Source organism: Mycobacterium ostraviense (assembly GCF_002705925.1).
Taxonomy (GTDB): domain Bacteria; phylum Actinomycetota; class Actinomycetes; order Mycobacteriales; family Mycobacteriaceae; genus Mycobacterium; species Mycobacterium ostraviense.
This window is the reverse complement of sequence record NZ_NKRE01000001.1, coordinates 1,639,072-1,662,224: the sequence shown is the minus strand read 5'-3', so window position 1 is coordinate 1,662,224 and position 23,153 is coordinate 1,639,072. Positions and strand designations below refer to the sequence as shown.

Genomic DNA, 23,153 nt, shown 5'->3' with positions numbered 1-23,153 from the left:
GATGGAGACCAAGGTGCTGGCGGGAACCGATATTGTCGCGCCTGTGAAGCGGATTCCTTACGCCGAGGCATCTCGGGCCCTGTTGCGCGATTCGGTGCTGGATGCGATGCGGGATCTGCTGCTGACCCGCGACTGGTCGGCGATCACCCTGTCCGACGTCGCTCGTGCCGCGGGCGTCAGCCGGCAGACCATCTACAACGAGTTCGGCTCTCGGCAGGGCCTGGCGCAGGGCTATGCGCTGCGCCTGGCCGACCGCCTCGTCGATCGGGTGCATGCCGCGCTGGATGCCAACGTGGGCAATATCTTTGAGTCGTTCTTGCAGGGTTTTCGCGCTTTCTTCGCCGAGTCCGCGGCCGATCCGCTGGTGATCTCGTTGCTGACCGGCGCCGCCAAGCCCGATTTGCTGCAGCTGATCACCACCGACAGCGCGCCCATCATCAACCGCGCGTCGGCCCGGCTGGCGAAGGCCTTCACCCAGACCTGGGTGGCCACCAGCGACGACGACGCCGGTGTGCTCTCACGGGCGATCGTGCGGCTGTGCTTGAGCTATGTGCCGATGCCGCCGGAGGCCGACCACGACGTTGCTGCGGACCTGGCGAGGTTGATGACGCCGTTCGCGGAACGCCACGGGGTGATCAATATCCCCTGACCTGTGAGGCTGGGGGCCGGGGACTACAGTGGCTGAAGAGCATACCTAGGCTATGTCGCCTCGCTCGGCTTCCCGCAGGCCCACAGTAAGGATCAAACACGCCATGACGACGACCGAAACTTCGTTAACCCCCGACGTTCGTAACGGCATCGACTTCAAGATTGCCGATCTGTCGCTGGCGGATTTCGGTCGTAAGGAATTGCGCATCGCCGAGCACGAGATGCCCGGCCTGATGTCTCTGCGTCGCGAATACGCGGAGGTGCAGCCCCTCAAGGGCGCCCGCATCTCCGGTTCGCTGCACATGACCGTGCAGACCGCGGTGCTGATCGAAACCCTCACCGCGCTGGGCGCCGAAGTCCGGTGGGCGTCCTGCAACATCTTCTCCACCCAGGACCATGCGGCGGCCGCCGTCGTCGTCGGCCCGCATGGCACGCCCGAGGAGCCCAAGGGTGTCCCGGTGTTCGCGTGGAAGGGCGAGACTCTCGAGGAGTACTGGTGGGCCGCCGAGCAGATGCTGACCTGGCCGGACCCGGACAAGCCGGCAAATATGATCCTCGACGACGGCGGCGATGCGACCATGCTGGTGCTGCGTGGCATGCAGTACGAGAAGGCCGGCGTGGTGCCGCCCGCCGAGGAAGACGATTCGGCGGAGTGGAAGGTGTTCCTGAACCTGCTACGGAACCGGTTCGAGACCGACAAGGGCAAGTGGACCAAGATCGCCGAGTCGGTCCAGGGTGTCACCGAGGAGACCACCACCGGTGTGCTGCGGCTCTACCAATTCGCCGCGGCTGGCGATCTGGCCTTCCCGGCGATCAACGTCAACGACTCGGTGACCAAGTCCAAGTTCGACAACAAGTACGGCACCCGGCACTCGCTCATCGACGGCATCAACCGCGGCACCGACGCGCTGATCGGCGGCAAGAAGGTCCTCATCTGCGGCTACGGCGACGTCGGCAAGGGCTGTGCGGAGGCGATGAAGGGCCAGGGCGCGCGGGTCCAGGTCACCGAGATCGACCCGATCAATGCGCTGCAGGCGATGATGGAGGGCTTCGACGTCGTCACTGTCGAGGACGCCATCGCCGACGCCGACATCGTCGTCACCGCCACCGGCAACAAAGACATCATCATGCTCGAGCACATCAGGCAGATGAAGGACCACTCGATCCTGGGCAACATCGGCCACTTCGACAACGAGATCGACATGGCCGGCCTGGAACGCTCCGGGGCGACCCGGGTCAACGTCAAGCCGCAGGTAGACCTGTGGACCTTCCCCGACACCGGCCGCTCGGTCATCGTGCTGTCCGAGGGCCGGCTGTTGAACCTGGGCAACGCCACCGGGCATCCGTCGTTCGTGATGAGCAACAGCTTCGCCAACCAGGTGATCGCGCAGATCGAGCTGTGGACCAAGAACGACGAGTACGACAACGAGGTGTACCGGCTGCCCAAGCACCTCGACGAGAAGGTGGCCCGCATCCACGTGGAGGCGCTCGGTGGTCACCTGACCAAGCTGACCAAGGACCAGGCCGAGTATCTCGGCGTCGACGTCGAGGGCCCCTTCAAGCCGGATCACTACCGCTACTGAGTCAACCGGTGTCGGCCGGGCGTGACGCCACAGTCGCGTTCGGCGCCGAGTGTGACTGCAGCGTCACGCGCGAGGCAGCGACTAGGCTCGCGCCGTGCTGATCGCGATCGAAGGCGTCGACGGTGCCGGCAAACGGACGTTGACCGAGGGTCTGCGCGCGGCGTTCCAGGCGATCGGGAAGTCGGTGGCCACGCTGGCGTTCCCGCGATACGGGCGCTCGGTCACCGCCGACATCGCCGCGGAGGCCCTGCACGGGGGCCACGGTGATCTCGCCTCGTCGGTGTACGCGATGGCGACGCTGTTCGCGCTCGACCGCGCCGGCGCGGCGGCGGAGATCGCGGAGCTGCGGCGGAACTACGACGTGGTGATCCTGGATCGCTACGTCGCCTCCAACGCCGCCTACAGCGCGGCCCGGCTGCACGAGAACGCTCGCGGGCAGGCGGTTGCCTGGGTGCGGCAACTCGAATACCAGAGGCTGGCGCTGCCCGCACCCGACTGGCAGGTGTTGCTGGCGGTGCCCGCCGATCTCGCCGCACAGCGGGCCCGCAGCCGGGCCGAAGCGGACCCCGGGCGCGCGCGCGACAGCTATGAGCGTGACGACGAACTGCAACAGCGCACCGGCGCGGTGTATGCGCAACTGGCCGCCGCGGACTGGAACGGACGGTGGTTGGTGGTCGACTCCGAGGTCGATCCGGATCGGCTGGCGGCGACTCTGATGGCCTCAAATGATCGATTTTGACACTATTCGCCCATATCAAAGACGAAACGCCCGGGTGGAATCGCAGTTTTGTCCCGTTCTAGTGCCACCATGGACACCATGAGGCAAAGGATTCTCGTCGTCGATGATGACGCTTCGCTGGCAGAGATGCTGACCATCGTGCTGCGTGGGGAGGGCTTCGACACCGCGGTCATCGGTGACGGCACCCAGGCCCTGACCGCGGTGCGTGAGCTGCGGCCCGATCTGGTGCTGCTGGATTTGATGCTGCCCGGCATGAACGGCATAGACGTATGTCGTGTGCTCCGTTCGGACTCCGGCGTTCCGATCGTGATGCTGACCGCCAAGACCGACACCGTCGACGTGGTGCTCGGTCTCGAGTCGGGTGCCGACGACTACATCATGAAGCCGTTCAAGCCCAAGGAGCTGGTCGCCCGGGTACGGGCCCGGCTGCGCCGCAACGACGACGAGCCCGCCGAGATGTTGTCGATCGCCGACGTGGACATCGACGTGCCGGCGCACAAGGTCACCCGCAACGGTGAGCAGATCTCGCTGACGCCGCTGGAATTCGACCTGCTGGTCGCACTGGCACGCAAACCCCGCCAGGTGTTTACTCGTGATGTGCTGCTCGAACAGGTGTGGGGATATCGTCATCCGGCCGATACCCGGCTGGTGAACGTGCATGTCCAGCGTCTGCGGGCCAAGGTCGAGAAAGACCCGGAGAACCCGACAGTGGTGTTGACCGTTCGAGGAGTGGGATACAAGGCCGGACCTCCGTGATCCCCGGGGGCCTTGATGTTGAGTTCCGGCGCCGGTGATCTGGGGCTCTCGGCGGCGTACTCGTGGTCGTTGGGGGCGCTCCGGCCCGATGACCCGCGGCTTGAGTGCGCTGAGTCGAGCCGTTGCCGTGGCATGGCGCCGATCGCTGCAACTGCGAGTCGTGGCGCTGACGCTGGGACTCTCGCTGGCCGTGATCCTGGCGCTTGGCTTCGTATTGACCAGCCAGGTCACCAACCGGGTGCTCGACATCAAGCTCAAGGCCGCCATCGACCAGACTGACCGGGCGCGAAACACCGTCAGCGGCATCGTCAACGGCGAAGAGACCCGCTCGCTGGACAGCAGCCTGCAGCTCGCGCGCAACACCCTCACTTCGAAAACCGATCCTGCCTCCGGCACCAGCCAGGCCGGTGCGTTCGATGCGGTGCTGATGGTGCCGGGTGACGGGCCGCGCGCGGCCTCCACGGCCGGACCCGTCGACCAGGTGCCCGCCGCGTTGCGGGGCTTCGTCAAGGCCGGCCAGGCCGCGTATCAGTACGCCACGGTGCACACCGACGGCTTTTCCGGGCCGGCGCTCATTGTCGGTACGCCGACGTCGTCGCGGGTGGCCAACCTGGAGCTGTATCTGATCTTCCCGCTGGCCAACGAGCAGGCCACCATCGCGCTGGTACGCGGCACCATGGCAACGGGCAGCCTGGTGCTGCTGGTCCTGCTGTCCGGTATCGCGTTGCTGGTGTCGCGCCAAGTCGTGGTGCCGGTCCGCTCGGCTTCGCGGATCGCCGAACGGTTCGCCGAGGGGCATCTGTCCGAACGCATGCCGGTGCGCGGTGAAGACGACATGGCCCGATTGGCGGTGTCGTTCAACGACATGGCCGAGAGTCTGTCGCGCCAGATCACCCAACTCGAGGAGTTCGGCAACCTGCAGCGCCGCTTCACCTCCGACGTCAGCCACGAGCTGCGCACCCCGCTGACCACCGTGCGCATGGCGGCCGACTTGATCTACGACCACAGCGCCGACCTGGACCCGACGCTGCGCCGCTCCACCGAGCTGATGGTCAGCGAGCTGGACCGGTTCGAGTCGCTGCTCAACGACCTGCTGGAGATCTCCCGGCACGACGCCGGGGTGGCGGAGCTGTCGGTGGAGGCGGTCGACCTGCGCACGACCGTCAAGAACGCCCTGGGCAATGTGGGGCACCTGGCCGAGGAGACCGGTATCGAGTTGCTCGTGGAGTTGCCGGCCCACGAGGTGATCGCCGAGGTCGACGCGCGCCGGGTAGAACGGATACTGCGCAATCTGATTGCCAACGCCATCGACCACGCCGAGCACAAGCCGGTGCGGATCCGGATGGCCGCCGACGAGGACACCGTGGCGGTCACGGTGCGCGACTACGGGGTGGGGCTGCGGCCCGGTGAGGAGAAACTGGTGTTCAGCCGATTCTGGCGCGCCGATCCCTCGCGGGTGCGGCGCTCCGGAGGCACCGGGCTGGGTCTGGCGATCAGCATCGAGGACGCGCGGCTGCACCAGGGCCGGCTGGAAGCCTGGGGGGAACCCGGCCAGGGCTCCTGCTTCCGGCTGACGCTGCCGCTGGTGCGCGGGCATAAGGTGACCACCAGCCCGCTGCCCATGAAACCGATCCCGCAACCCGTTCCGCAGCCGAACGCGCCAGAACATAAAGATCGTCAGCACCAGCGTGAACCCGCGGAGTGGAGCGGCTGATGCGACGGATCCGGGCGATCCGGGCGAGTACGGCCCTGTTGTTCGTGGCAGTGCTGCTCGGCGGTTGCGCGAGCGTGCCCAGTTCGTCGGCGCCGCAAGCCATCGGCACCGTCGAGCGACCGGCGCCGTCGAACCTGCCCAAGCCGACTCCGGGCATGGATCCCGACGTGCTGCTGCGGGAATTCCTCAAGGCCACCGCCGACCCGGCCAACCGGCATCTGGCGGCACGCCAGTTCCTTACCCAGTCGGCGTCCAACGCCTGGGACGACGCCGGCAGCGCGCTGCTGATCGACCACGTGGTCTTCGTCGAAACCCGTGGTGCAGAACGGGTTTCGGCGACCATGCGGGCAGATATCCTGGGCTCGCTCTCTGATGTCGGGGTCTTCGAGACCGCCGAGGGCCAGCTGCCGGATCCGGGCCCGATCGAATTGGTCAAGACGCCCGGTGGCTGGCGCATCGACCGGCTGCCCAACGGGGTTTTTCTGGACTGGCAGCAGTTCCAGGCGACCTACAAGCGCAACACCTTGTACTTCGCCGACCCGACCGGCAAGACCGTGGTTCCCGACCCGCGCTACGTCGCGGTGTCCGATCACGACCAGTTGGCCACCGAGTTGGTGTCCAAGCTGCTGTCGGGTCCACGCCCGGAGATGACGCACACGGTGCGCAACCTGCTGGCTCCGCCGCTGCGGCTGCGCGGTCCGGTTACCCGTGCCGACGGCGGCAAGAGCGGCATCGGCAAGGGGTACGGCGGGGCGCGCATCGACCTGGAGAAGCTGTCCACCACCGATCCGCACAGCAGGCAATTGCTTGCCGCCCAGATCATTTGGACGTTGGCCCGAGCCGACATCAGAGGGCCGTATGTGATCAACGCCGACGGCGCCCCGCTCGACGACAGGTTCGCCGAAGGATGGAACACCTCCGACGTCGCCGCCACCGACCCGGGGGTGGCCGATGGTGCGGGCGCGGGCCTGCACGCCCTGGTGGGCGGTTCCCTGGTGGCGTTGGACGGACAGCGGATCACCACCGTGCCCGGCGCCTTCGGACGGATGGGCGACCAGACCGGGGCAGCGCTGTCCCGCAGTGGCCGCCAGGTGGCCTCGGTGGTGACGCTGCGCCGTGGCGCCCCCGATGTGGCGGCCTCCTTGTGGATCGGCGACCTCGGCGGCGAGGCGGTCCAGTCGGCCGACGGCCACAATCTTTCGCGGCCCAGCTGGTCGCTGGACGACGCGGTGTGGGTGGTCGTCGACACCAACGTCGTGCTGCGGGCGATCCAGGAAACCGCATCGGGACAACCGGCGCGGATCCCGGTGGATTCCACCGCGGTGTCCAGTCGCTTTCCGGGCGCGATCACCGACCTGCAGCTCTCTCGCGACGGGACGCGGGCCGCGATGGTGATCGACGGGCAGGTGATCCTCGCCGGTGTCGAGCAGACTCAGGCCGGCCAGTTCGCCCTGACCTATCCGCGGCGGCTGGGGTTCGGGCTGGGCACCTCGGTGGTGTCGTTGTCCTGGCGAACCGGCGACGACATCGTGGTGACCCGCAACGATGCGACGCATCCGGTGTCGTATGTGAACCTCGACGGGGTCAACTCCGACGCCCCGGCCAGGGGTTTGCAGATACCGCTGTTCGCCATCGCCGCCAATCCCTCGACGGTCTACGTTGCCGCCCCGCAAGGGGTGCTGATGTATTCGGCGTCGGCCGCCGACGGTCAACAGGGCTGGGCGGAGGTTCCGGGCCTGATGGTGGCGGGGGCGGCGCCGGTGTTGCCGGGATGAGTGCTGGGCTGGGCTGATCTCACCGGCTACCCTCGCAGTGAGGAGGCGCTTGTCGATGTCGCCCAGAGTTCCTTTCCTGCGTTGGGACGATCCGTTCCGCGCACTCGACATGCTGGCCTCGTTGTGGTCGTCGACCGGGTTGCCGTCGGTGAGCGCGGGAGCCGCCCAAGCGGTTGCCATGCCGTACCGCACCTTGTTCATGACGCTGCAGCAGCTGCTCGTCGACAAGGAAGTCACGGTGCGCATCGGCGGCGACGATGTGGTGCTGACCGTCACCGAGTTGGACGCCGAGCTCGACCCGCAGGGTTTGCCCGTCGGTCAGCTCGGCGAGGTCCGCGTGGCCGCGCGCGACGTCAGGTGGGATCAACACCACCTCCAGACCGCGGTCGCCGTCCTGCGCAACGTGCACATCCGTCCCGGCGTCCCCCCGCTGGTGGTAGCGGCTCCGGCCCGGTTGTCGTCGGTGCTGTCAGCGGACATCTTCGATGATGTGCTGCGTCAGGTGGCTCCGCAGCTGCGCAGTGAACTCCGCGGGGACGGGACTGCCCGGCTGCGCTGGGCGCGCCGGCCCGGTTGGGGCGGGGTGGAAGTGGACGCCGACGTGGTGGGCACGACGTTGTGGCTGCGTCCGCGCGCCGTGATCACCGGGCACCGGCGGTGGCCCCTGCCGATCCGGGTCCCCGCATACCGGGTGCCGCTGCCCAAGCTGCCGCATGGGCTGCTGCTGACCGACGTCGACCTTGGCCCGGATTCGCTGCACCTGTCTGCTCTGCTGCCGGAGTGGCGAATGGAGTTGCCGCTGCGGCATCTCGAGGATCTGATCGCCCGATTGAGCCAGGGGGCGCTCAGCTTCACCTGGCCTTCGTTGCTGCGCGGCTCGGACTGACCGGCGGCGGGGTGGCCCCGTCGTTCCAGGTGGTTCCAGATCGGCCAAATTTGCCAGAACGACATCCCGACCGGGCGCGCGGGCGACTCACCGCGGGATCCCGCGTGGCCGACTATGCGTCCGCTCGGCGGCGCGGCGAACGTGAAAAACGGTCCCTAAGTCACTATTTGGGAGATTCTGGATCACGACGCGGCCGGTGTGCCGTATCGGTTCGGCAACCAATAAGTCTTGATCTAGGCAAGGATTCGGCGCAGCGATACGGTTCCCCATTGTCGCGGTGTTCACGGGCGGCTTGGGCAGGAATGAACGGAGTTGGCGTTGCGGCTTGTTGATCGGTGCTGCGTTGCAGTTGCTGCTGGCGCGGGGTTGTGCGCGGCTGCTCTCGCGTTGAGTCCGGGCGCGGTTGCGACTCCGCTGCGGACAGGCGGCGCGAACTGCATTGAGCAGCAAGTGGGGTTCGGTGCGGCGCCGATAGCTGCCGCGCCAGTGGTTCTGCCCGGTCCGGTGCCCATCGCGCCGGTCGTGCCCGTGGTGCCGCCGGTGCCCGTGGCACCGGTACCCGTGGTGCCGCCGGTGCCCGTGGCACCGGTACCCGTGGTGCCGCCGGTGCCCGTGGCACCGGTACCCGTGGTGCCGCCGGTGCCACCCGTCCCAGTCATGCCTGCCGCAGTGCCGGCAGTCCCGGTGGCTCCGATCGCTGGTACGGCGGGAGGGGTCGATGGTGCGCCGGTTGCTGCCCCGATAACGACGCAGGCCGGCACGGGCAAGGGGGCCCCAATGACTCCCGCAGCCGGGAAGACCCCCGAACCGGTTGTGCTGCCTGGTCCGCAGGCGGCGCCACAGGCGGTGGCTGCCGACGTGCCCGCGGCGCCCATCCCGGCTGTGCTGGCAGGGACCACGACGGTTTTTCCTGCGTGCGGGGCCGTGGGCGTGCCGGCGCAGTAAGAGCCACTCTGCGGACCGCGCGGGAGCCATCCCGCAGCCTGGTGCGCGCCGCCCCGCCTGCGGCCTGGATGCGCTTGGCAGTCGCGGCGATCCGGCGCACCGCCTTGGCCAGTAATCCCGAATCGGTTGGAAGACACGTTCGCTGGCATCACCGTGGTGTCGGCACGGATCCGGTTGGTGCGCAACAGCTTGGATTCGGCGGCCTTGCCGCTTGAGGATTCGACACAAGCCAGCCATCGCGCATCACCAACGAATTGCCGAAGGCGGTCGGCAAGCCACTAGCCGGTGATGTCGACAGCTGATGGCGCGCTTGGCTTATAGCCCAAGGGGGTATAGGTTCGGATGGCCACCCGGGGCGTTTCATTGGCAAAAAGGACAGATGTCGTCGTGGGGGGCGCCGCGCTTGCTGACCTCCTGCCTGGCCTGCTTATCGTCGTTGCGAATACCGCCGGGGTAGCCGAATCGCTCTGGCAGAAGGTGCAGTTGCCGACGAACCTTGGGGCCTGGTGAACTTTGGGACGGGAAGAAGATAGTTGATGCACACCCTGGGCAGCAGTCACTTCATCCACCTACCTGACGGGCGCAAGCTGCATTACATGACGGCAGGGACCGGCGGCCCCACCGTGGTATTTGAATCCGGTTTAGGCGCCTCGCGATCGGAGTGGGGACTCGTGCAGCCGCGTGTGGCACAGCGATTCCGTACCGTGGTCTACGACCGGGCCAATCTAGGTCGCAGCGACGCAGATCCGGAGCCACGCACACTGGAACGCATCACCGGCGATCTGACCCAGCTGCTGTCAGCTCTGGATGAGGCCCCGTACGTCCTGGCCGGGCACAGCTACGGCGGAACAATCGCTCTGGCTGCTGCCGCGACAGATCCGTCCAAGATCGCAGGGCTGGTGCTCATCGACCACGCCGACGAACACGTCAACATCTGCTGCGGGTCGCCGCTCAAACGCCTGCGCAGGATCGCGCTGGCCGGCCGGTCGGTGATCGGCGCACTAAGGCGCCTGCGCCTGATATCGCTGGCCGTCCGGCAGGCCATGCCGGGAATGCCTGCCGACGTGCTGGACGATCTGATCACTGAGGATCTCAGCTCGCGCGCCGCCCAGGCGGCCGACGAGGAGGAACGGTTCTTCATCGAGGGCCTGCGAACTCTGCGGCGCAATCCGCCTGCCCTCGGCGACATGCCGGTCACGGTCATCTCAGGGATGAAGTCGACGATCTTCGACAGGTCCATCCGCAAGGAGTTCATGGCGGCGCACCGCCGGACCGCAGCGAGGCTGAATGCGCGTCACGTCGAGGCGACGCGGTCCAATCACCAGGTGGTCCTCACCGAACCGCTACTAGTCGCTGACGAGATCATCCGAACCGCCAGCCACCAGCGTGAGCTGTCACCCAACAACCCGCACGGCACGACGTAACGATCGAGACCTGTTGCTGCGAAGGCACCACCCTGGGCGGGCGGTGTTTTTCGGGTGGCGCTCTGCGCTGATCCGTGCGGCTCGAGTTGAATGAACTGGTGATGTTGGGACGTGACCCCTGTTCAGGCGGATCTGCTCCGGTCGACGGTGAATTCCTGCGAGGGTTCCGGGGGCTGCGCCCCGGTGGGAGCTGAAATCGCAGGACTCACAATGTGTTTGGCCGGTGCCTGGGACGACGACGGTGTCGCGGGCGGTGACGAAATCAAGGGTCCTCAGGTGGGCGAGGGTGTCGCGTTCGAGCCCGCGGGCATGGTCGAAGTCTAACTCCTCCAAAGATTTTCGTGCCGGTAAACGTCCCGCGCGGCGCCTAGGCCGTTTGAGTGTATGTCGGCAAATCGTACCCATCGCGTGATGAAGACGTTTGGGGTTACCCGTGAAAGCAACTCGCCGGCGGCACGCGGCCCAAGCTGGGGACACCACAGCTGGGGACACCACGTCACCACCCCGGGGCAGTGCATTATTGTTCCCCAGCTTGTGCCGGGCGTTCGGCGAAATGCCCGACCCCGAAGCCCACCGCCGGGTTCCTACTGCGGACAGCGCGACCCGTTGGTGCCCGGACTCCCGCGCGAGGACGTCCCTACCGCGTCGTCGCCGAACGGCGTGAGAGCCGCCAAACGCGGATGGCTGCCGCAGGTCTGCCTCACCCGACGACGAACCCCAACGCTTCTGAGGGGGACGAAACCGGGTCGGCTTTCTTGCCGATGTCGGCTTCCTTGTCGCTGATCACGGCCGGAACGCCGTCCTTGACGATGACCGGGTCACCGACGTGGACCGTGTTGAAGTACCACTCGGCGTCGGTGGGACTCAAACTGATGCAACCGTGGCTCACATTCTCAACGCCCATCGCTGAGACCGCCCACGGAGCCGAATGGACGTACAAACCTCTGTTGGTGATGCGGACGGCATAATCGACCTGGAGCCGGTAACCGTCGGGGTTGTCGACGGGGATGCCTACACTGCTCGAATCCATCATTACCGAGCGGTCTTTGGCGAGCACACTGTAGGTGCCCACCGGGGTCTGGTATTCCGTCCTCCCCATGGAGGCCGGCATCACGCCCGCTTCTCCGAAGTGCGACCGGTGATGCGGCGCCGGCAGGGCAGGCGGCGGCGTGTCCGCGTCGACTCCGTCGATGCTGACGGTGAACGTGTGATTGGCGATGTCGGCGACGCCGACGACGGCGGGACCCGTCTGGAACTCGGTTCGCAGGCCGCCCACCGAGAGCGCCACCATGGTGTGCGCAGGCCAGAACCGGTCGGGAACCCACTGCACGACATTGCTGTCCAGCCACTCGAAGTTGCCGCTCATGGGGGGTACCGACGTCACCTCGATAGCCTGCTCCACGGCCTCCCGGTCGGCGACCGGACCGCCGAAGGTCACCACGACAGGGTGCGCGACCCCCACTACGGCACCGCGCACAGGGAGGATCGCGGCGATTTCGAAGTGGTCAATCGACCTGGTCGCCGCCGTCAGCGTGACGCCGGCGCGCCCGGCGATCACCGCCGAAGCAATTGCGATGAACACCAGCAGAGACCGGATTGCCGCCCGCATGGCTTTCTCTCCCATTTGGGTAATTGGTTGGATGGGTAACAAGTCTGCTTGATGTTAGGGGTGGCGCCAGCGCGAAAATGGAAGCGCGCGTGCGCAAGTCGGTCAGTGTTCGGTTACAAGTCGGTCTCCGTCCGGGCCTGTCACCCCCGGCTGCGACACTCAGTGCATGCTCGACCTGGTCCTGCCGCTGCAGTGCGGCGGCTGCGGAGCCCCGGCCACCCGATGGTGTCCGGCGTGCATGAACGAACTCGTGGTCAAACCCGGCGAACCGCTGTTAGTGACCCCTCGGGTTGACCCGCACGTCCCGGTGTTCGCCCTCGGCCGTTACACCGGTGTCCGGCGCCAGGCCATCCTGGCGGTCAAGGAGCGCGGCCGCGGCGACCTCGTTTCACCCCTGGCACGGGTCTTGGCCGTCGGCATTCACCGGTTGTTGTGCTGGAGCATGGTGGACACCCCGCTGACGGTCGTGCCGGCGCCCACGCGGCGTTCTGCGGCCCGCAGACGCGGCGGTGATCCCATCACCCGGATAGCGGGGGCTGCGGTGGCGGCCCACCCGGACATCATCGTCACCGCCGCATTGCGGATGCGGGCCCCGGCCCGCGACTCGGTTGGCCTGGACACCTCGGCCCGCGAACGCAACATCGCCGGCCGGGTACGGCTGCGCGGTCCGAAGCCGCGCACCGAGGTGTTGATCGTCGACGACATCATTACCACCGGGGCCACGGCACGCGAATCGGTTGGAGTGCTGCAGGCCGCCGGCGTGCGGGTGGCCGCGGTTCTCGTGATCGCTGCCGCATGACAGAAATGAACTCGGTGAGACCACGTGAAGAACTCGCAACAGGTCTGCGAATTGGGTGGCAAGTTGAGGCGAACAAGGTCTAACGTCGACACCAGACCCCCAGCTTACGGTCGCCGAACTTGCCAGGTTGAGCAGCACCCGCGGTAGGAGGTGAGTATTCGACATCTTGCTCCGGCGGGCAGCCTGCGGCGGTGACCCTCGTTGACACCGCTCTAACCTCGTCGGGGCGTATCTCAATGCCCGGCACGCAGGGTGCGTGCGACGTGAAAAGAGAAACGAGTTGTCACGAATGTCAAGGTTTACCGTGGATTCCGACCAGGTTGTGGATCAGGCGCCGGCCGAAACCGATGTACAGGCGGAACCGCAAGCGACCGCCGAGATTGTGTTCAAAGGCCGCAATGTCGAGATTCCCGACCACTTCCGCATCTACGTTTCGCAGAAGCTCGCTCGCTTGGAACGTTTCGACCGGACGATCTACCTGTTCGACGTCGAACTCGACCATGAACGCAACCGTCGCCAACGCAAATCTTGTCAGCGAGTAGAGGTCACCGCTCGCGGCCGGGGACCCGTTGTCCGCGGCGAGGCCTGCGCCGACAGCTTCTACGCCGCCCTCGAGTCCGCCGTCGGCAAACTGGAGAACCGGTTGCGCCGCAGCAAAGACCGCCGCAAAGTTCACTACGGCGACAAGACCCCCGTGTCACTGGCCGAAGCCACTGCGGCGGCCCCGCCACCGGAAAGGGCCTTCGACGCGGAGCCGGCCGAGCCACACGAGCACGACGGCGCCGAACTGGACCACGAGCCGGGACGCATCGTCCGCGTCAAGGAACACCCGGCCAAGCCGATGTCGGTGGACGACGCGCTCTACGAGATGGAGCTTGTCGGACACGACTTCTTCTTGTTCTTCGACAAGGAGACCGAGCAGCCCACCGTCGTCTACCGCCGGCACGCCTACGACTATGGACTGATCCGGCTGGCCTGATCCGGCTGGCTCGAGGATCGGTGGGCTTGAGGATCGGCGGCCAATACCACGGCGTCACCTACGATGGGAGTCGCCTTATCGAAGAAGACTCCTACCCACAAGGGAACATCCCAAAAGGGGACAACACTGTGCTGTCGAAGTTGCTGCGCCTTGGTGAAGGTCGCATGGTCAAGCGCCTCAGGAAGGTAGCCGACTACGTCAACACGTTGTCGGACGACGCCGAGAAGCGTACCGACGCCGAGCTGAGAGCCAAGACCGACGAGTTCAAGAAGCGTCTCGCCGAGGGCGAGGACCTCGACGACCTGCTGCCCGAAGCGTTCGCCGTCGCCCGCGAGGCCGCCTGGCGGGTGCTCGACCAGCGGCCCTTCGACGTCCAGGTGATGGGTGCGGCCGCCCTGCACCTGGGCAACGTCGCCGAGATGAAGACCGGTGAAGGCAAGACCCTGACCTGTGTGCTGCCCGCCTACCTCAACGCGCTGGCCGGCAAGGGCGTGCACATCGTCACCGTCAACGACTACCTGGCTAAACGCGACAGCGAGTGGATGGGCCGGGTGCACCGCTTCCTGGGCCTGGACGTCGGCGTCATCCTCGCCCAGATGACCCCCGACCAGCGCCGGGTGGCCTACCACGCCGACATCACCTACGGCACCAACAACGAGTTCGGCTTCGACTACCTGCGCGACAACATGGCGCACTCACTCGACGATCTGGTGCAGCGCGGGCACAACTTCGCCATCGTCGACGAGGTCGACTCCATCCTGATCGACGAGGCCCGCACCCCGCTGATCATCTCCGGTCCCGCCGACGGCGCCTCCAACTGGTACGTCGAGTTCGCGCGGCTGGCGCCGCTGATGGAAAAGGACGTCCACTACGAGGTCGACCTGCGCAAGCGCACCGTCGGCGTGCACGAGAAGGGGGTGGAGTTCGTCGAAGACCAGCTCGGCATCGACAACCTCTACGAGGCCGCCAACTCGCCGCTGGTCAGCTACCTCAACAATGCGCTGAAGGCCAAGGAGCTGTTCAACCGCGACAAGGACTACATCGTCCGCGACGGCGAGGTGCTCATCGTCGACGAGTTCACCGGTCGCGTGCTCTACGGGCGCCGCTACAACGAGGGCATGCACCAGGCCATCGAGGCCAAGGAACATGTCGAGATCAAGGCCGAGAACCAGACGCTGGCCACCATCACGCTGCAGAACTACTTCCGGCTCTACGACAAGCTGGCCGGCATGACCGGCACCGCCCAGACCGAGGCGGCCGAGCTGCACGAGATCTACAAGCTGGGTGTGGTCTCCATCCCGACCAACAAGCCGATGATCCGCACCGACTGCTCCGACCTCATCTACAAGACCGAGGAAGCCAAATACGTCGCCGTGGTCGACGACGTCGCCGAGCGCTACGAGAAGGGCCAACCGGTGCTGATCGGCACCACCAGCGTGGAGCGCTCGGAGTATCTGTCGCGGCAATTCACCAAGCGACGCATTCCGCACAATGTCCTCAACGCCAAATACCACGAACAGGAGGCGGGCATCGTCGCCGTCGCGGGCCGCCGCGGCGGCATCACCGTCGCCACCAACATGGCCGGCCGTGGTACCGACATCGTGCTGGGCGGCAACGTCGACTTCCTCACCGACCAGCGGCTGCGCGAGCGCGGCCTGGATCCGGTGGAGACGCCCGACGAGTACGAGGCCGCCTGGCACGAGGAATTGCCCAAGGTCAAGAAGGTGGCCAGCAAGGAGGCCGCCGAGGTGATCGAGGCCGGCGGTCTCTACGTGCTGGGTACCGAACGCCACGAGTCGCGACGCATCGACAACCAGCTGCGCGGCCGGTCCGGACGGCAGGGCGACCCAGGCGAGTCACGCTTCTACCTGTCGCTGGGTGACGAGCTGATGCGCCGGTTCAACGGCGCGGCCCTGGAAGCCTTGTTGACGAGGCTGAACCTGCCCGACGACGTGCCGATCGAGGCCAAGATGGTCACCCGGGCCATCAAGAGCGCCCAGACCCAGGTCGAGCAGCAGAACTTCGAGATCAGAAAGAACGTCCTCAAGTACGACGAGGTGATGAACCAGCAGCGCAAGGTGGTCTACGCCGAGCGGCGCCGGATCCTCGAGGGCGAGAACCTCAAAGAGCAGGCGCTGGACATGGTCCGCGACGTGATCACCGCCTACGTCAACGGCGCCACCGCCGAAGGCTACGCCGAGGATTGGGACCTGGATGCGCTGTGGACGGCTCTCAAAACGCTGTACCCGGTCGGGATCGACCACGAGTCGCTGACCCGTCATGACACCGACTCCGAGCGTGACGACCTCACCCGCGAGGAGTTGCTCGAAGCGCTGCTGGCCGATGCCGAACGCGCTTACGCCGCAAGGGAAGCCGAACTCGAGGAACTCGCCGGTGAGGGCGCGATGCGCCAGCTGGAGCGCAATGTGCTGCTCAACGTGATCGACCGCAAGTGGCGCGAGCACCTCTACGAGATGGACTACCTCAAGGAGGGCATCGGGCTGCGGGCGATGGCCCAGCGCGACCCGTTGGTCGAGTACCAGCGCGAGGGCTACGACATGTTCATGGCCATGCTCGAAGGCATGAAAGAGGAATCGGTCGGGTTCCTGTTCAACGTCACGGTGGAGGCGGTCCCGGCGCCGCAGGTCGAGGTGGCCCCGGTCGAAGAACCAGAAGACCTGGCGGAGTTCGCCACCGCGGCGGCGGCTGCCGCCCAGCAGCGTGGCAGCGGCGCAGCGGTGCCCGAGGAGGCTCCAAGTAAGTTGCGCGCCAAGGGTATTGAAGACGAATCACCCGCGCTGACGTACTCCGGCCCGTCCGAGGACGGCTCGGCGCAGGTGCAGCGCAACGGGGGAGGCGCGCAGAAGACGCCGGCCGGGGTGCCGGCCGGCGCCAGCCGGCGGGAACGGCGCGAAGCCGCGCGCCGGCAAGGTCGCGGCCCCAAGCCGCCGAAATCGGTGAAGAAGCGCTAGCGAAGCTAGCCCCGTAATTCGCACATGGGGTGCGGTGGGTGCTGCGCGCGTGCGCATGTGGTGCTCAGGCCCATCCTTCGGTGGTCTCGGCGATGGTCAAGCTGAGCTGTTCGATCTCGTTGAATAGTGCGCGAGCACGCTGGGCGGCGGCGAACCAGTCTCGGTAGCGCTCGTGCTGTTGCGGGCTGAGCCAGCGGGTGACGGTCTTGCCGTCGATCTTGCGGGTCCACTGGTAATAGGGGCCGTGCAGCGTCGGCGGGTCGTGCTTGCACCGGCAGTTCGGCTTACCGCAGCGGTTGTGCCGTTCCAGCAGGGTGCCCGGTAGCGCCGGGCCGGTCTCGGCCAGGGCGCGCGCGAGTTCGGTGAGGCGGCGTCGCTGCGCCGGATTGGGCTGGGCCATGGCAACACCCTTCCAGGGTGATGGTCGCGGCGCTGGCCGGGACGTTCCCGGCGTGGCGTCGTGACTCCGCTGTCCTACAGCTTAATACTGTAGGACAGCGGACGATGACGGACACGCGGGATGGAGGGCGACGTGCGGGAGGCTCGATACGGTCCGGCCAGCACGGAGCAGGTGCTGGGGGCGTTGCCGGTGGTGGCCGGGTTCTGCCGACGGCTGGACATCGCGGGCATCATCGACCGGGCGGTTCCGGTGCGCGAGATCGCCTACGCCACACACGGGCAGGTCATCGAGACGCTGATCGCCAACCGGCTGACCTCACCGTCGCCGATGATCCACGTGGGAGCGTGGGCGCGCCAGTTCGCCGTCGAGCACGCGTTGGGCCTGGATCCGGGCGTGCTCAACGACGACCGCATCGCGCGGGCGTTGGACGCGCTGGCGCCGGTGCTGGAGCAGGTGACCGGCTCGGTCGGGGCGGCCGCGATCGGGGCGTACGGCATCGACGTGTCGCAACTGCACTGGGACATGACCTCGATCAGCCTCTACGGCGACTACCCAGCCGCGACCTGCGACGAGAACTTCCCGCAGCCGAAGTTCGGTCATCCGAAGGACCGCCGGCCCGATCTGAAGCAGATCCAGGCCGGCGTCGCCACCGCCGCCGACGGTGCGGTGCCCGTGTTCTGGGCGCCCTACAGCGGCGGCGCCGGTGAGGTCTCACAGGTGGTTGGTGCGATGGAGGCGCTGCGCCGCCTGGCCGGGCCGCGCCGGTTCCTGCTCGTCGGTGACTCGAAGTTGTTGTCCTACACCAATATCGCCGCGATGATCGGCGCGCGGGTCGACTTTCTCGCCCCGGCGTCGAAGCCGTTCGTGCCCGCGGCGGTGCTGGCCGGCTGCGACTACGCCGCAGCCACCCCGGTGCCCTACATCGCCGAACGCGACACCACCCGCCCGGCCCAACAGCGCGGCCACTATCGCGTCGTCGAGGACACCATGACCATCACCGGGCCCCGCAAGAAGGACCCATCGTTCACCATGCGCCGGGTGTTCGTCTACTCCTCGGCCCGCGCCGGCGCCGCCGCTACCGCCCGCACCAAGAAACTCGACTGTGGTTCCCCCCAAATCGTGGAGGTTTCCTCTATGCGGCTTCCCGGTTGGTGGCCGCAGCGTTCTCGTAGTTGATGGGGCTGACCATCCCGATCGTGATAACCACACGCACCGGCTCACGAACCCCACCGCCCACCGCCGGCGGGTCACCCCAACCTACGCTTACCGGCTTGTGGTCACCTCTATTTTCGTGTCAGCGGGCCAGCGCGCTCCTCAGGAAGTCGAGCTGGTCGGCCAGCGCCTGCCGCTGCCAACGACCTTCATAGACGTCGAAGTGATCAACCGGGTACTCGCGCAGTTGCCCCAGCGGTCCCGCTTTCCTGGCGGTCCGCCGGGCCGCGGCGGCGGGTGCGACCCGGTCGTCGGTGCCCAGCTGCACCAGGATCGGTGACCGCAGCCGCCGCGCGAAACCGGTGGCCCGGTTGAATCCGATCTGCAGCGCCGTGCGGGCGCACACCTCGTTTCGCCAGGTCGGTCCGGCCATCGAGGTGTATGCCTCCGCGGCGCCGGGGGTGCTGATGATCGCGACCGATCCGGGTCGGGCCACCACCGGAATCCGGTGCGGCGCACGGTTGGTGAGGGCGCGGGTGCCGTCACGCAAGCCGTGCGCGGCGGTGCGCGCCAGTTGACCCGGGCCGGCGTAACGGACCAGCTGCACCAGGGCGGCCAGTCCGTCGGTGGCCGGGGTCATCGACACCGCTGCGGCGATGCGGGGGTCCTGCGCGGCGACCGCCACGACGTGGCCCCCGGAGTACGACGTGCCCCATACCGCGATCCTGGCCGGGTCCACGCCGGGCAGCTGCCGGGCGGCCGCGATCGCCGCGTGGTAGTCCTGGCGTTGCCGTCGGAACGAAACATGTTGGCGGGGACTGCCTTTCGAGTCGCCGAAGCCGCGATAGTCGAACACCAGCGCGTCGATGCCGGCGTCGGCGAATGCCTCGGCGTAGCCGAGCAGGCCGGTGTCGCGGGTGCCGGCGAAACCGTGCGCCATGACGATGCCGGGCCGACCGGACGGGCCCGTCATGGCCTGCGAGCGGGCCGGAATATGCCAGGCGGCGCAGCGGACGCCGTGGCTGGGAAAGGTGAGGTTCTTCATGTCGGCGAGCCCCATCACGAAGCCAGCCGGGCGGCCTGGTGGACGGAGAACTCGAGGGCCGGATCCGCCACCGGGCCCCGGCGCAGCCGCTCGACGTCCTTCTCGTAGGCCATCTGGACCGTCCACGGGCCGCTGGTGCCGCCGCGCGGGAACTGCGCGATCGCACGCTGGACGTAACCCGAACTCATGTCCAGCAGCGGCACCCGCCGCATGTGCGGATCGCGCAGCACCGGTTCGACGGTGTGGTAACCGTGTGCGTCCATGTGGTCGAGCAGTCGGCAGAAGTGCTCGCACACCAGGTCCACCTTCAGCGTCCACGAGATGTTGGTGTAGCCGACGGCGAACACCAGGTTGGGCACCCCGCTGAGCATCATCGACTTGTAGACCGTGGTGTCGGGCAGGTTCACCGGTTGACCGTCGACGTCGAGCTGGATTTTTCCGAACGGCAGCATGTTGAGCCCGGTCGCGGTGACGATGATGTCGGCGGCCAACTCCTGACCCGATTCCAGCAGGATGCCGGTCTTGGTGAACCGCTCGATCCGCTCGGTCACCACCGAAGCCTGCCCGGCCGAGATCGCCTTGAACAGGTCGCCGTCGGGCACCATGCACAGCCGCTGATCCCATGGGTTGTAGCGCGGCGTGAAGTGGGTGTCGACGTCGAAGTTCTTGGGCAGTTGCCGGCGCACGTTGGCGATCAGCAGCTTGCGCATCAACTTGGGGGCTCGCTGGCAGGCCTGGTAGATCCCGCGGTTGAGCATGACGTTCTTGCGCCGGGTGATCCGGTGGGCGCGCCGGGAGCCGACCACCTTGTTCAGCACGTTGGCGATCGCGTCCTCGGCGGGTATCGAGAACACGTAGCTGGGCGAGCGCTGCAGCATGGTGACGTGCGCGGCCCTGCCGGCCATCGAGGGGATCAGCGTGACGGCGGTGGCGCCGCTGCCGATGACGACGACGCGCGTGCCGGTGTAGTCGAGATCTTGCGGCCAGTGCTGAGGGTGGACGACCTGACCGGCGAAATCCTCGACGCCCTGGAATTCGGGAGTGAAGCCGGCCTCGTAGTCGTAGTAACCGGTGCCCAGAAACAGGAATCGCGCGCTGAACTGCACCGTCTCGTCACTGCCCGGGTGGCGGGCGGTGACCGTCCACAGCCCCTCCGCCGAGGAGAACTGCGCGCCGAGCACCCGGTAGCCGAAACGGATGTGCTCCTCGAGCCGGTTCTCGGTGACGGTCTGGCGCAGATAGTCCATGATGATGTGCCCGTCGGCGATCGCCTTGCGGTGTGTCCACGGCTTGAACCCGTAGCCGAAGCTGGGCATGTCGGAATCCGACCGGATGCCGGGGTACTGGAACAGACTCCAGGTGCCGCCGATCGACTCACGACCTTCCAGGACCGCGAACGTGGTGCCGGGCCGGTAGGTCTTGAGGTGGTACGCGGCGCCGATACCGGAAATGCCGGCACCCACGATCAGCACGTCGAAGTGTGTGTTGGTGGTCATCGGGAGGGCTCCTATCGCGGTTGGACGATGCGATTGACGCTAGGGCCGGGACCCGTCGGACACCATGTGTGCTCGTCGCTACTTTCGGTAGATATATGTGCGGTGGCACACTTGTGAAATGGCTGGGATTACGGTGCCCCCGGCGGTGGTCGAGCTGGTTGGTGACGTTGCCGATCTGATGCTCAACGACATCGATCGGCTCGTCGCCGGGATGGATGCCGCCGTGGTGGAGATCGCCCCCGTGATGGGCGCGGATGCCGCGATTGCCGCGGAGATGTCGGCAAGCAACCGCGCCAACGCCGTGCGCCTGCTCACCGCACTTGCCCGACGCGACGGGCGCGGCGCACCGGCCGACGTGCCACCCGAGGCGCTGGACGTGGTGCGCACCGTCGTTCGTCGCGGCATCGACCTGGATGTCATCTTCCAGGCGTATCGGCGCGGACAGAACGTCGCTTGGCAACGCTTCATGGCCTACGCCGCTCAAGTCGTCGCGCCCGGCCCGGAACTCGTGGAGCTGCTGGAGGTGACCTCACAGCTGATGTTCTCCTACGTCGACCAGGTGATAGGCCGCGTCATCGCCGACGCGCAACACGAGCGCGAGGAACTTCTGGGCGGCGCGATGGCACGGCGTACCGAGACGGTCCGCTTGATCCTCGACGGTGCGCCGATCGATCGCCGCCGAGCCAGTGAGCGCCTGGGGTACGAACTCGACCGTCGTCACACGGCGCTGGTGCTGTGGGCCGAACCCCGCGGCGAAATCCAGGGCGTATTGGAGTCCGCCGCAACCCTGCTGGCACGAGCCGCCCGGGCGCGGCCGCCGCTGACGCTGCCGTCGGGAACCGCGACCTTGTGGGCGTGGCTGGGCACCACCGCAACCCCTGCCCCGGACGCGTTACGCCACGCGGTTCGCTTGGCGGATCCCACCGTCCGCGTCGCGGTCGGCCCCACGCAACCCGGAATCACCGGCTTTCGCCGCTCACACGCCGCCGCGCTGGTCGTCCAGCGGCTGCTCAGCGGCCACCCCGGAGGCGAGCGCATCGCGTTTCACCGTGACCTCGAAGTCACCGCGTTGGCTGCCCAAAACCAGGACCAGGCAGCCGAATTCGTCGTCACCACACTGGGCCCGCTCGCGGCGGACACCCCCGGTGCGGCTCGGCTGCGTGAGACCTTGCGGGTGTTCCTCGACGAAGCCGAGAACGCGCCGCGCGCCGGCATTCGTCTGCATACTCACCGCAATACGGTCCTGCAGCGGGTGGCGCGCGCGACCGAACTGCTCGGCCACCATCCCGGCGAGCGCCGGCTCGCCGTCGAACTCGCTCTCGAACTTGCCCACCACATCGGACTGCGGGTACTGGCCAGGCCCTGATCCGTCGTCAGAGCTGTCGACGGAAACGTGCTCGCGGCCATTGTGCGGATCGGTTGCACCGGCAAGGTCGCGGTTCCAGGCCGCGCTGGCCGGATTGAGGCACCCGCCTCATGCGCGGGTGCCGCCGAGGTGCCGACTATCCAGGTAGGAACACATCGATCACCCCCTTGGACGCCGCCGCGGCCGTCCTGCACGACCCCGCCCTGCCTGCCGGCGACGACGAATCGGTTTCGGTGTGATGGGCCTGCCGTTCAGCAGCGGGCACTACCTTGCCTTGCGGCACTTTCCGGCGACGTCGTTTTCACCCGGCCCGTCCACCGGTGATGCGTGGACGGCGGCCCTGCGGGCCTCGCCAGATCACCAGCAGCCGCTGGACGACCACTCGCTGGACGCTGCTCGTCGCACTGGGCCAAGGCCATATCGGGAGCAGCTGACGCCGGAGTCGGCAACCCGGCGGCTGCGGCGACAGGTGCAAGCCGGTGAGCTCGACGTCGCCGCCGAGGCAGTGCTGCACGCCGCGGGACACCGTGCCGACCGGTCGAGTCTGCGCCCGCACGCCCGCACGGGCTCACGGCCCGGGAGGTCGAAGTGCTCTGCCTGGTCGCCCGAGGTGCTTCCAACAAGGAGATCGCCGCGGCCCTGGTGATCAGCGAAAAAACCGCCCGCAACCACGTGGAGCGGACCTACGCCAAGATCGCGGTGACCAACCGCATCGGCGCCAGCATGTACGCGCTGCGGAATGGCCTAGCTTCGCTAGCTTCGCTAGATCCGGCACAGCCGGAATTTTGAGTCAAGTTTGACGTACTTGGGCTCGATTTGGCGTCTAGGCGGCCAATAGTGTTGTGCGACTGAGGTTTTCCAGGGC

At 67.1% G+C, this 23,153-nt stretch carries 17 protein-coding genes and 4 pseudogenes; 15 read left to right on the top strand and 6 right to left on the bottom strand.

Going from position 1 to position 23,153, the window contains the following annotated elements; all coding sequences use genetic code 11:
• Window position 1 precedes the first annotated feature (1 nt).
• The 7 genes from alkX (at window position 2) to CDN38_RS07465 (ending at window position 8,101) form a co-directional block, all read left to right on the top strand.
• Window positions 2–649: a TetR family transcriptional regulator AlkX gene (gene alkX / locus CDN38_RS07495; protein WP_408633060.1), complete on the top strand. Its 648-nt coding sequence runs from the start codon at window positions 2–4 to the stop codon at window positions 647–649.
• 103 nt (window positions 650–752) lie between these two features.
• The gene (gene ahcY, locus CDN38_RS07490) at window positions 753–2,231 is read left to right on the top strand and encodes an adenosylhomocysteinase (protein ID WP_075512697.1); all 1,479 of its coding nucleotides are present in this window, start codon (window positions 753–755) and stop codon (window positions 2,229–2,231) included.
• 94 nt (window positions 2,232–2,325) lie between these two features.
• Entirely contained in the window at window positions 2,326–2,970 is a 645-nt protein-coding gene (locus CDN38_RS07485; RefSeq protein WP_075512698.1) for a dTMP kinase, read from the top strand.
• A 69-nt stretch (window positions 2,971–3,039) separates the two neighbouring features.
• The gene (mtrA, locus tag CDN38_RS07480) at window positions 3,040–3,726 is read left to right on the top strand and encodes a two-component system response regulator MtrA (RefSeq protein WP_036417860.1); all 687 of its coding nucleotides are present in this window, start codon (window positions 3,040–3,042) and stop codon (window positions 3,724–3,726) included.
• Between the two features lie 34 nt (window positions 3,727–3,760).
• Window positions 3,761–5,440: an MtrAB system histidine kinase MtrB gene (gene mtrB, locus CDN38_RS07475; protein ID WP_075512699.1), complete on the top strand. Its 1,680-nt coding sequence runs from the start codon at window positions 3,761–3,763 to the stop codon at window positions 5,438–5,440.
• On the top strand, window positions 5,440–7,215 hold the full coding sequence (lpqB, locus tag CDN38_RS07470; protein ID WP_075512710.1) for an MtrAB system accessory lipoprotein LpqB: 1,776 nt from the start codon (window positions 5,440–5,442) through the stop codon (window positions 7,213–7,215). Before mtrB ends, lpqB begins: the two co-directional genes overlap by 1 nt.
• 55 nt (window positions 7,216–7,270) lie before the next feature.
• Complete coding sequence (locus tag CDN38_RS07465) at window positions 7,271–8,101, top strand: DUF2993 domain-containing protein (protein WP_075512700.1); 831 nt, start codon at window positions 7,271–7,273, stop codon at window positions 8,099–8,101.
• A gap of 913 nt (window positions 8,102–9,014) precedes the next feature.
• Here CDN38_RS07465 and CDN38_RS07455 read toward each other — a convergent pair.
• Window positions 9,015–9,267: pseudogene (locus tag CDN38_RS07455) on the bottom strand (ISNCY family transposase); the annotation flags it as partial.
• A gap of 315 nt (window positions 9,268–9,582) precedes the next feature.
• Between CDN38_RS07455 and CDN38_RS07450 the strand changes: the two are divergent.
• The gene (locus CDN38_RS07450) at window positions 9,583–10,470 is read left to right on the top strand and encodes an alpha/beta fold hydrolase (protein WP_075512702.1); all 888 of its coding nucleotides are present in this window, start codon (window positions 9,583–9,585) and stop codon (window positions 10,468–10,470) included.
• A 248-nt stretch (window positions 10,471–10,718) separates the two neighbouring features.
• Here the strand turns inward: CDN38_RS07450 and CDN38_RS07445 are convergent.
• Together CDN38_RS07445 and CDN38_RS07440 are read right to left on the bottom strand one after the other, a co-directional pair.
• Window positions 10,719–10,839 (bottom strand): annotated as a pseudogene (locus CDN38_RS07445) (IS21-like element ISAau2 family helper ATPase IstB); the annotation flags it as partial.
• A gap of 331 nt (window positions 10,840–11,170) precedes the next feature.
• Complete coding sequence (locus CDN38_RS07440) at window positions 11,171–12,079, bottom strand: L,D-transpeptidase (RefSeq protein WP_099319352.1); 909 nt, start codon at window positions 12,077–12,079, stop codon at window positions 11,171–11,173.
• 166 nt (window positions 12,080–12,245) lie between these two features.
• Between CDN38_RS07440 and CDN38_RS07435 the strand changes: the two genes are divergently transcribed.
• The 3 genes from CDN38_RS07435 (at window position 12,246) to secA (ending at window position 16,829) form a co-directional block, all read left to right on the top strand.
• Window positions 12,246–12,878: a ComF family protein gene (locus CDN38_RS07435; RefSeq protein WP_075512703.1), complete on the top strand. Its 633-nt coding sequence runs from the start codon at window positions 12,246–12,248 to the stop codon at window positions 12,876–12,878.
• A 289-nt stretch (window positions 12,879–13,167) separates the two neighbouring features.
• Window positions 13,168–13,857: a ribosome hibernation-promoting factor, HPF/YfiA family gene (hpf, locus tag CDN38_RS07430; RefSeq protein ID WP_075512704.1), complete on the top strand. Its 690-nt coding sequence runs from the start codon at window positions 13,168–13,170 to the stop codon at window positions 13,855–13,857.
• A gap of 128 nt (window positions 13,858–13,985) precedes the next feature.
• A complete protein-coding gene (secA, locus tag CDN38_RS07425) occupies window positions 13,986–16,829 on the top strand; it encodes a preprotein translocase subunit SecA (protein ID WP_075512712.1) in 2,844 nt (947 codons plus the stop codon).
• A gap of 64 nt (window positions 16,830–16,893) precedes the next feature.
• Here the strand turns inward: secA and CDN38_RS07420 are convergent, their stop codons facing one another.
• Complete coding sequence (locus CDN38_RS07420; RefSeq protein WP_075509680.1) at window positions 16,894–17,229, bottom strand: DUF6788 family protein; 336 nt, start codon at window positions 17,227–17,229, stop codon at window positions 16,894–16,896.
• A 132-nt stretch (window positions 17,230–17,361) separates the two neighbouring features.
• Here CDN38_RS07420 and CDN38_RS29950 point away from each other — a divergent pair, with 132 nt between their 5' ends.
• Window positions 17,362–18,405 (top strand): IS1634 family transposase, encoded by a 1,044-nt coding sequence (locus tag CDN38_RS29950; RefSeq protein WP_201258254.1) that lies wholly within the window; start codon window positions 17,362–17,364, stop codon window positions 18,403–18,405.
• 118 nt (window positions 18,406–18,523) lie between these two features.
• Here CDN38_RS29950 and CDN38_RS07410 read toward each other — a convergent pair whose 3' ends face one another.
• Window positions 18,524–19,426: an alpha/beta hydrolase gene (locus CDN38_RS07410; RefSeq protein WP_099319351.1), complete on the bottom strand. Its 903-nt coding sequence runs from the start codon at window positions 19,424–19,426 to the stop codon at window positions 18,524–18,526.
• Window positions 19,427–19,440: 14 nt separating this feature from the next.
• On the bottom strand, window positions 19,441–20,922 hold the full coding sequence (locus CDN38_RS07405; protein ID WP_075509371.1) for a flavin-containing monooxygenase: 1,482 nt from the start codon (window positions 20,920–20,922) through the stop codon (window positions 19,441–19,443).
• Window positions 20,923–21,040: 118 nt separating this feature from the next.
• Between CDN38_RS07405 and CDN38_RS07400 the strand changes: the two genes are divergently transcribed.
• The 3 genes and pseudogenes from CDN38_RS07400 to CDN38_RS32900 form a co-directional block, all read left to right on the top strand.
• Window positions 21,041–22,288 (top strand): PucR family transcriptional regulator, encoded by a 1,248-nt coding sequence (locus CDN38_RS07400; RefSeq protein ID WP_180276298.1) that lies wholly within the window; start codon window positions 21,041–21,043, stop codon window positions 22,286–22,288.
• A 110-nt stretch (window positions 22,289–22,398) separates the two neighbouring features.
• Window positions 22,399–22,598 (top strand): annotated as a pseudogene (locus tag CDN38_RS30495) (hypothetical protein); the annotation flags it as partial.
• 99 nt (window positions 22,599–22,697) lie between these two features.
• A pseudogene (locus CDN38_RS32900) lies at window positions 22,698–23,077 on the top strand (response regulator transcription factor); the annotation flags it as partial.
• Between the last annotated feature and the right edge of the window lie 76 nt (window positions 23,078–23,153).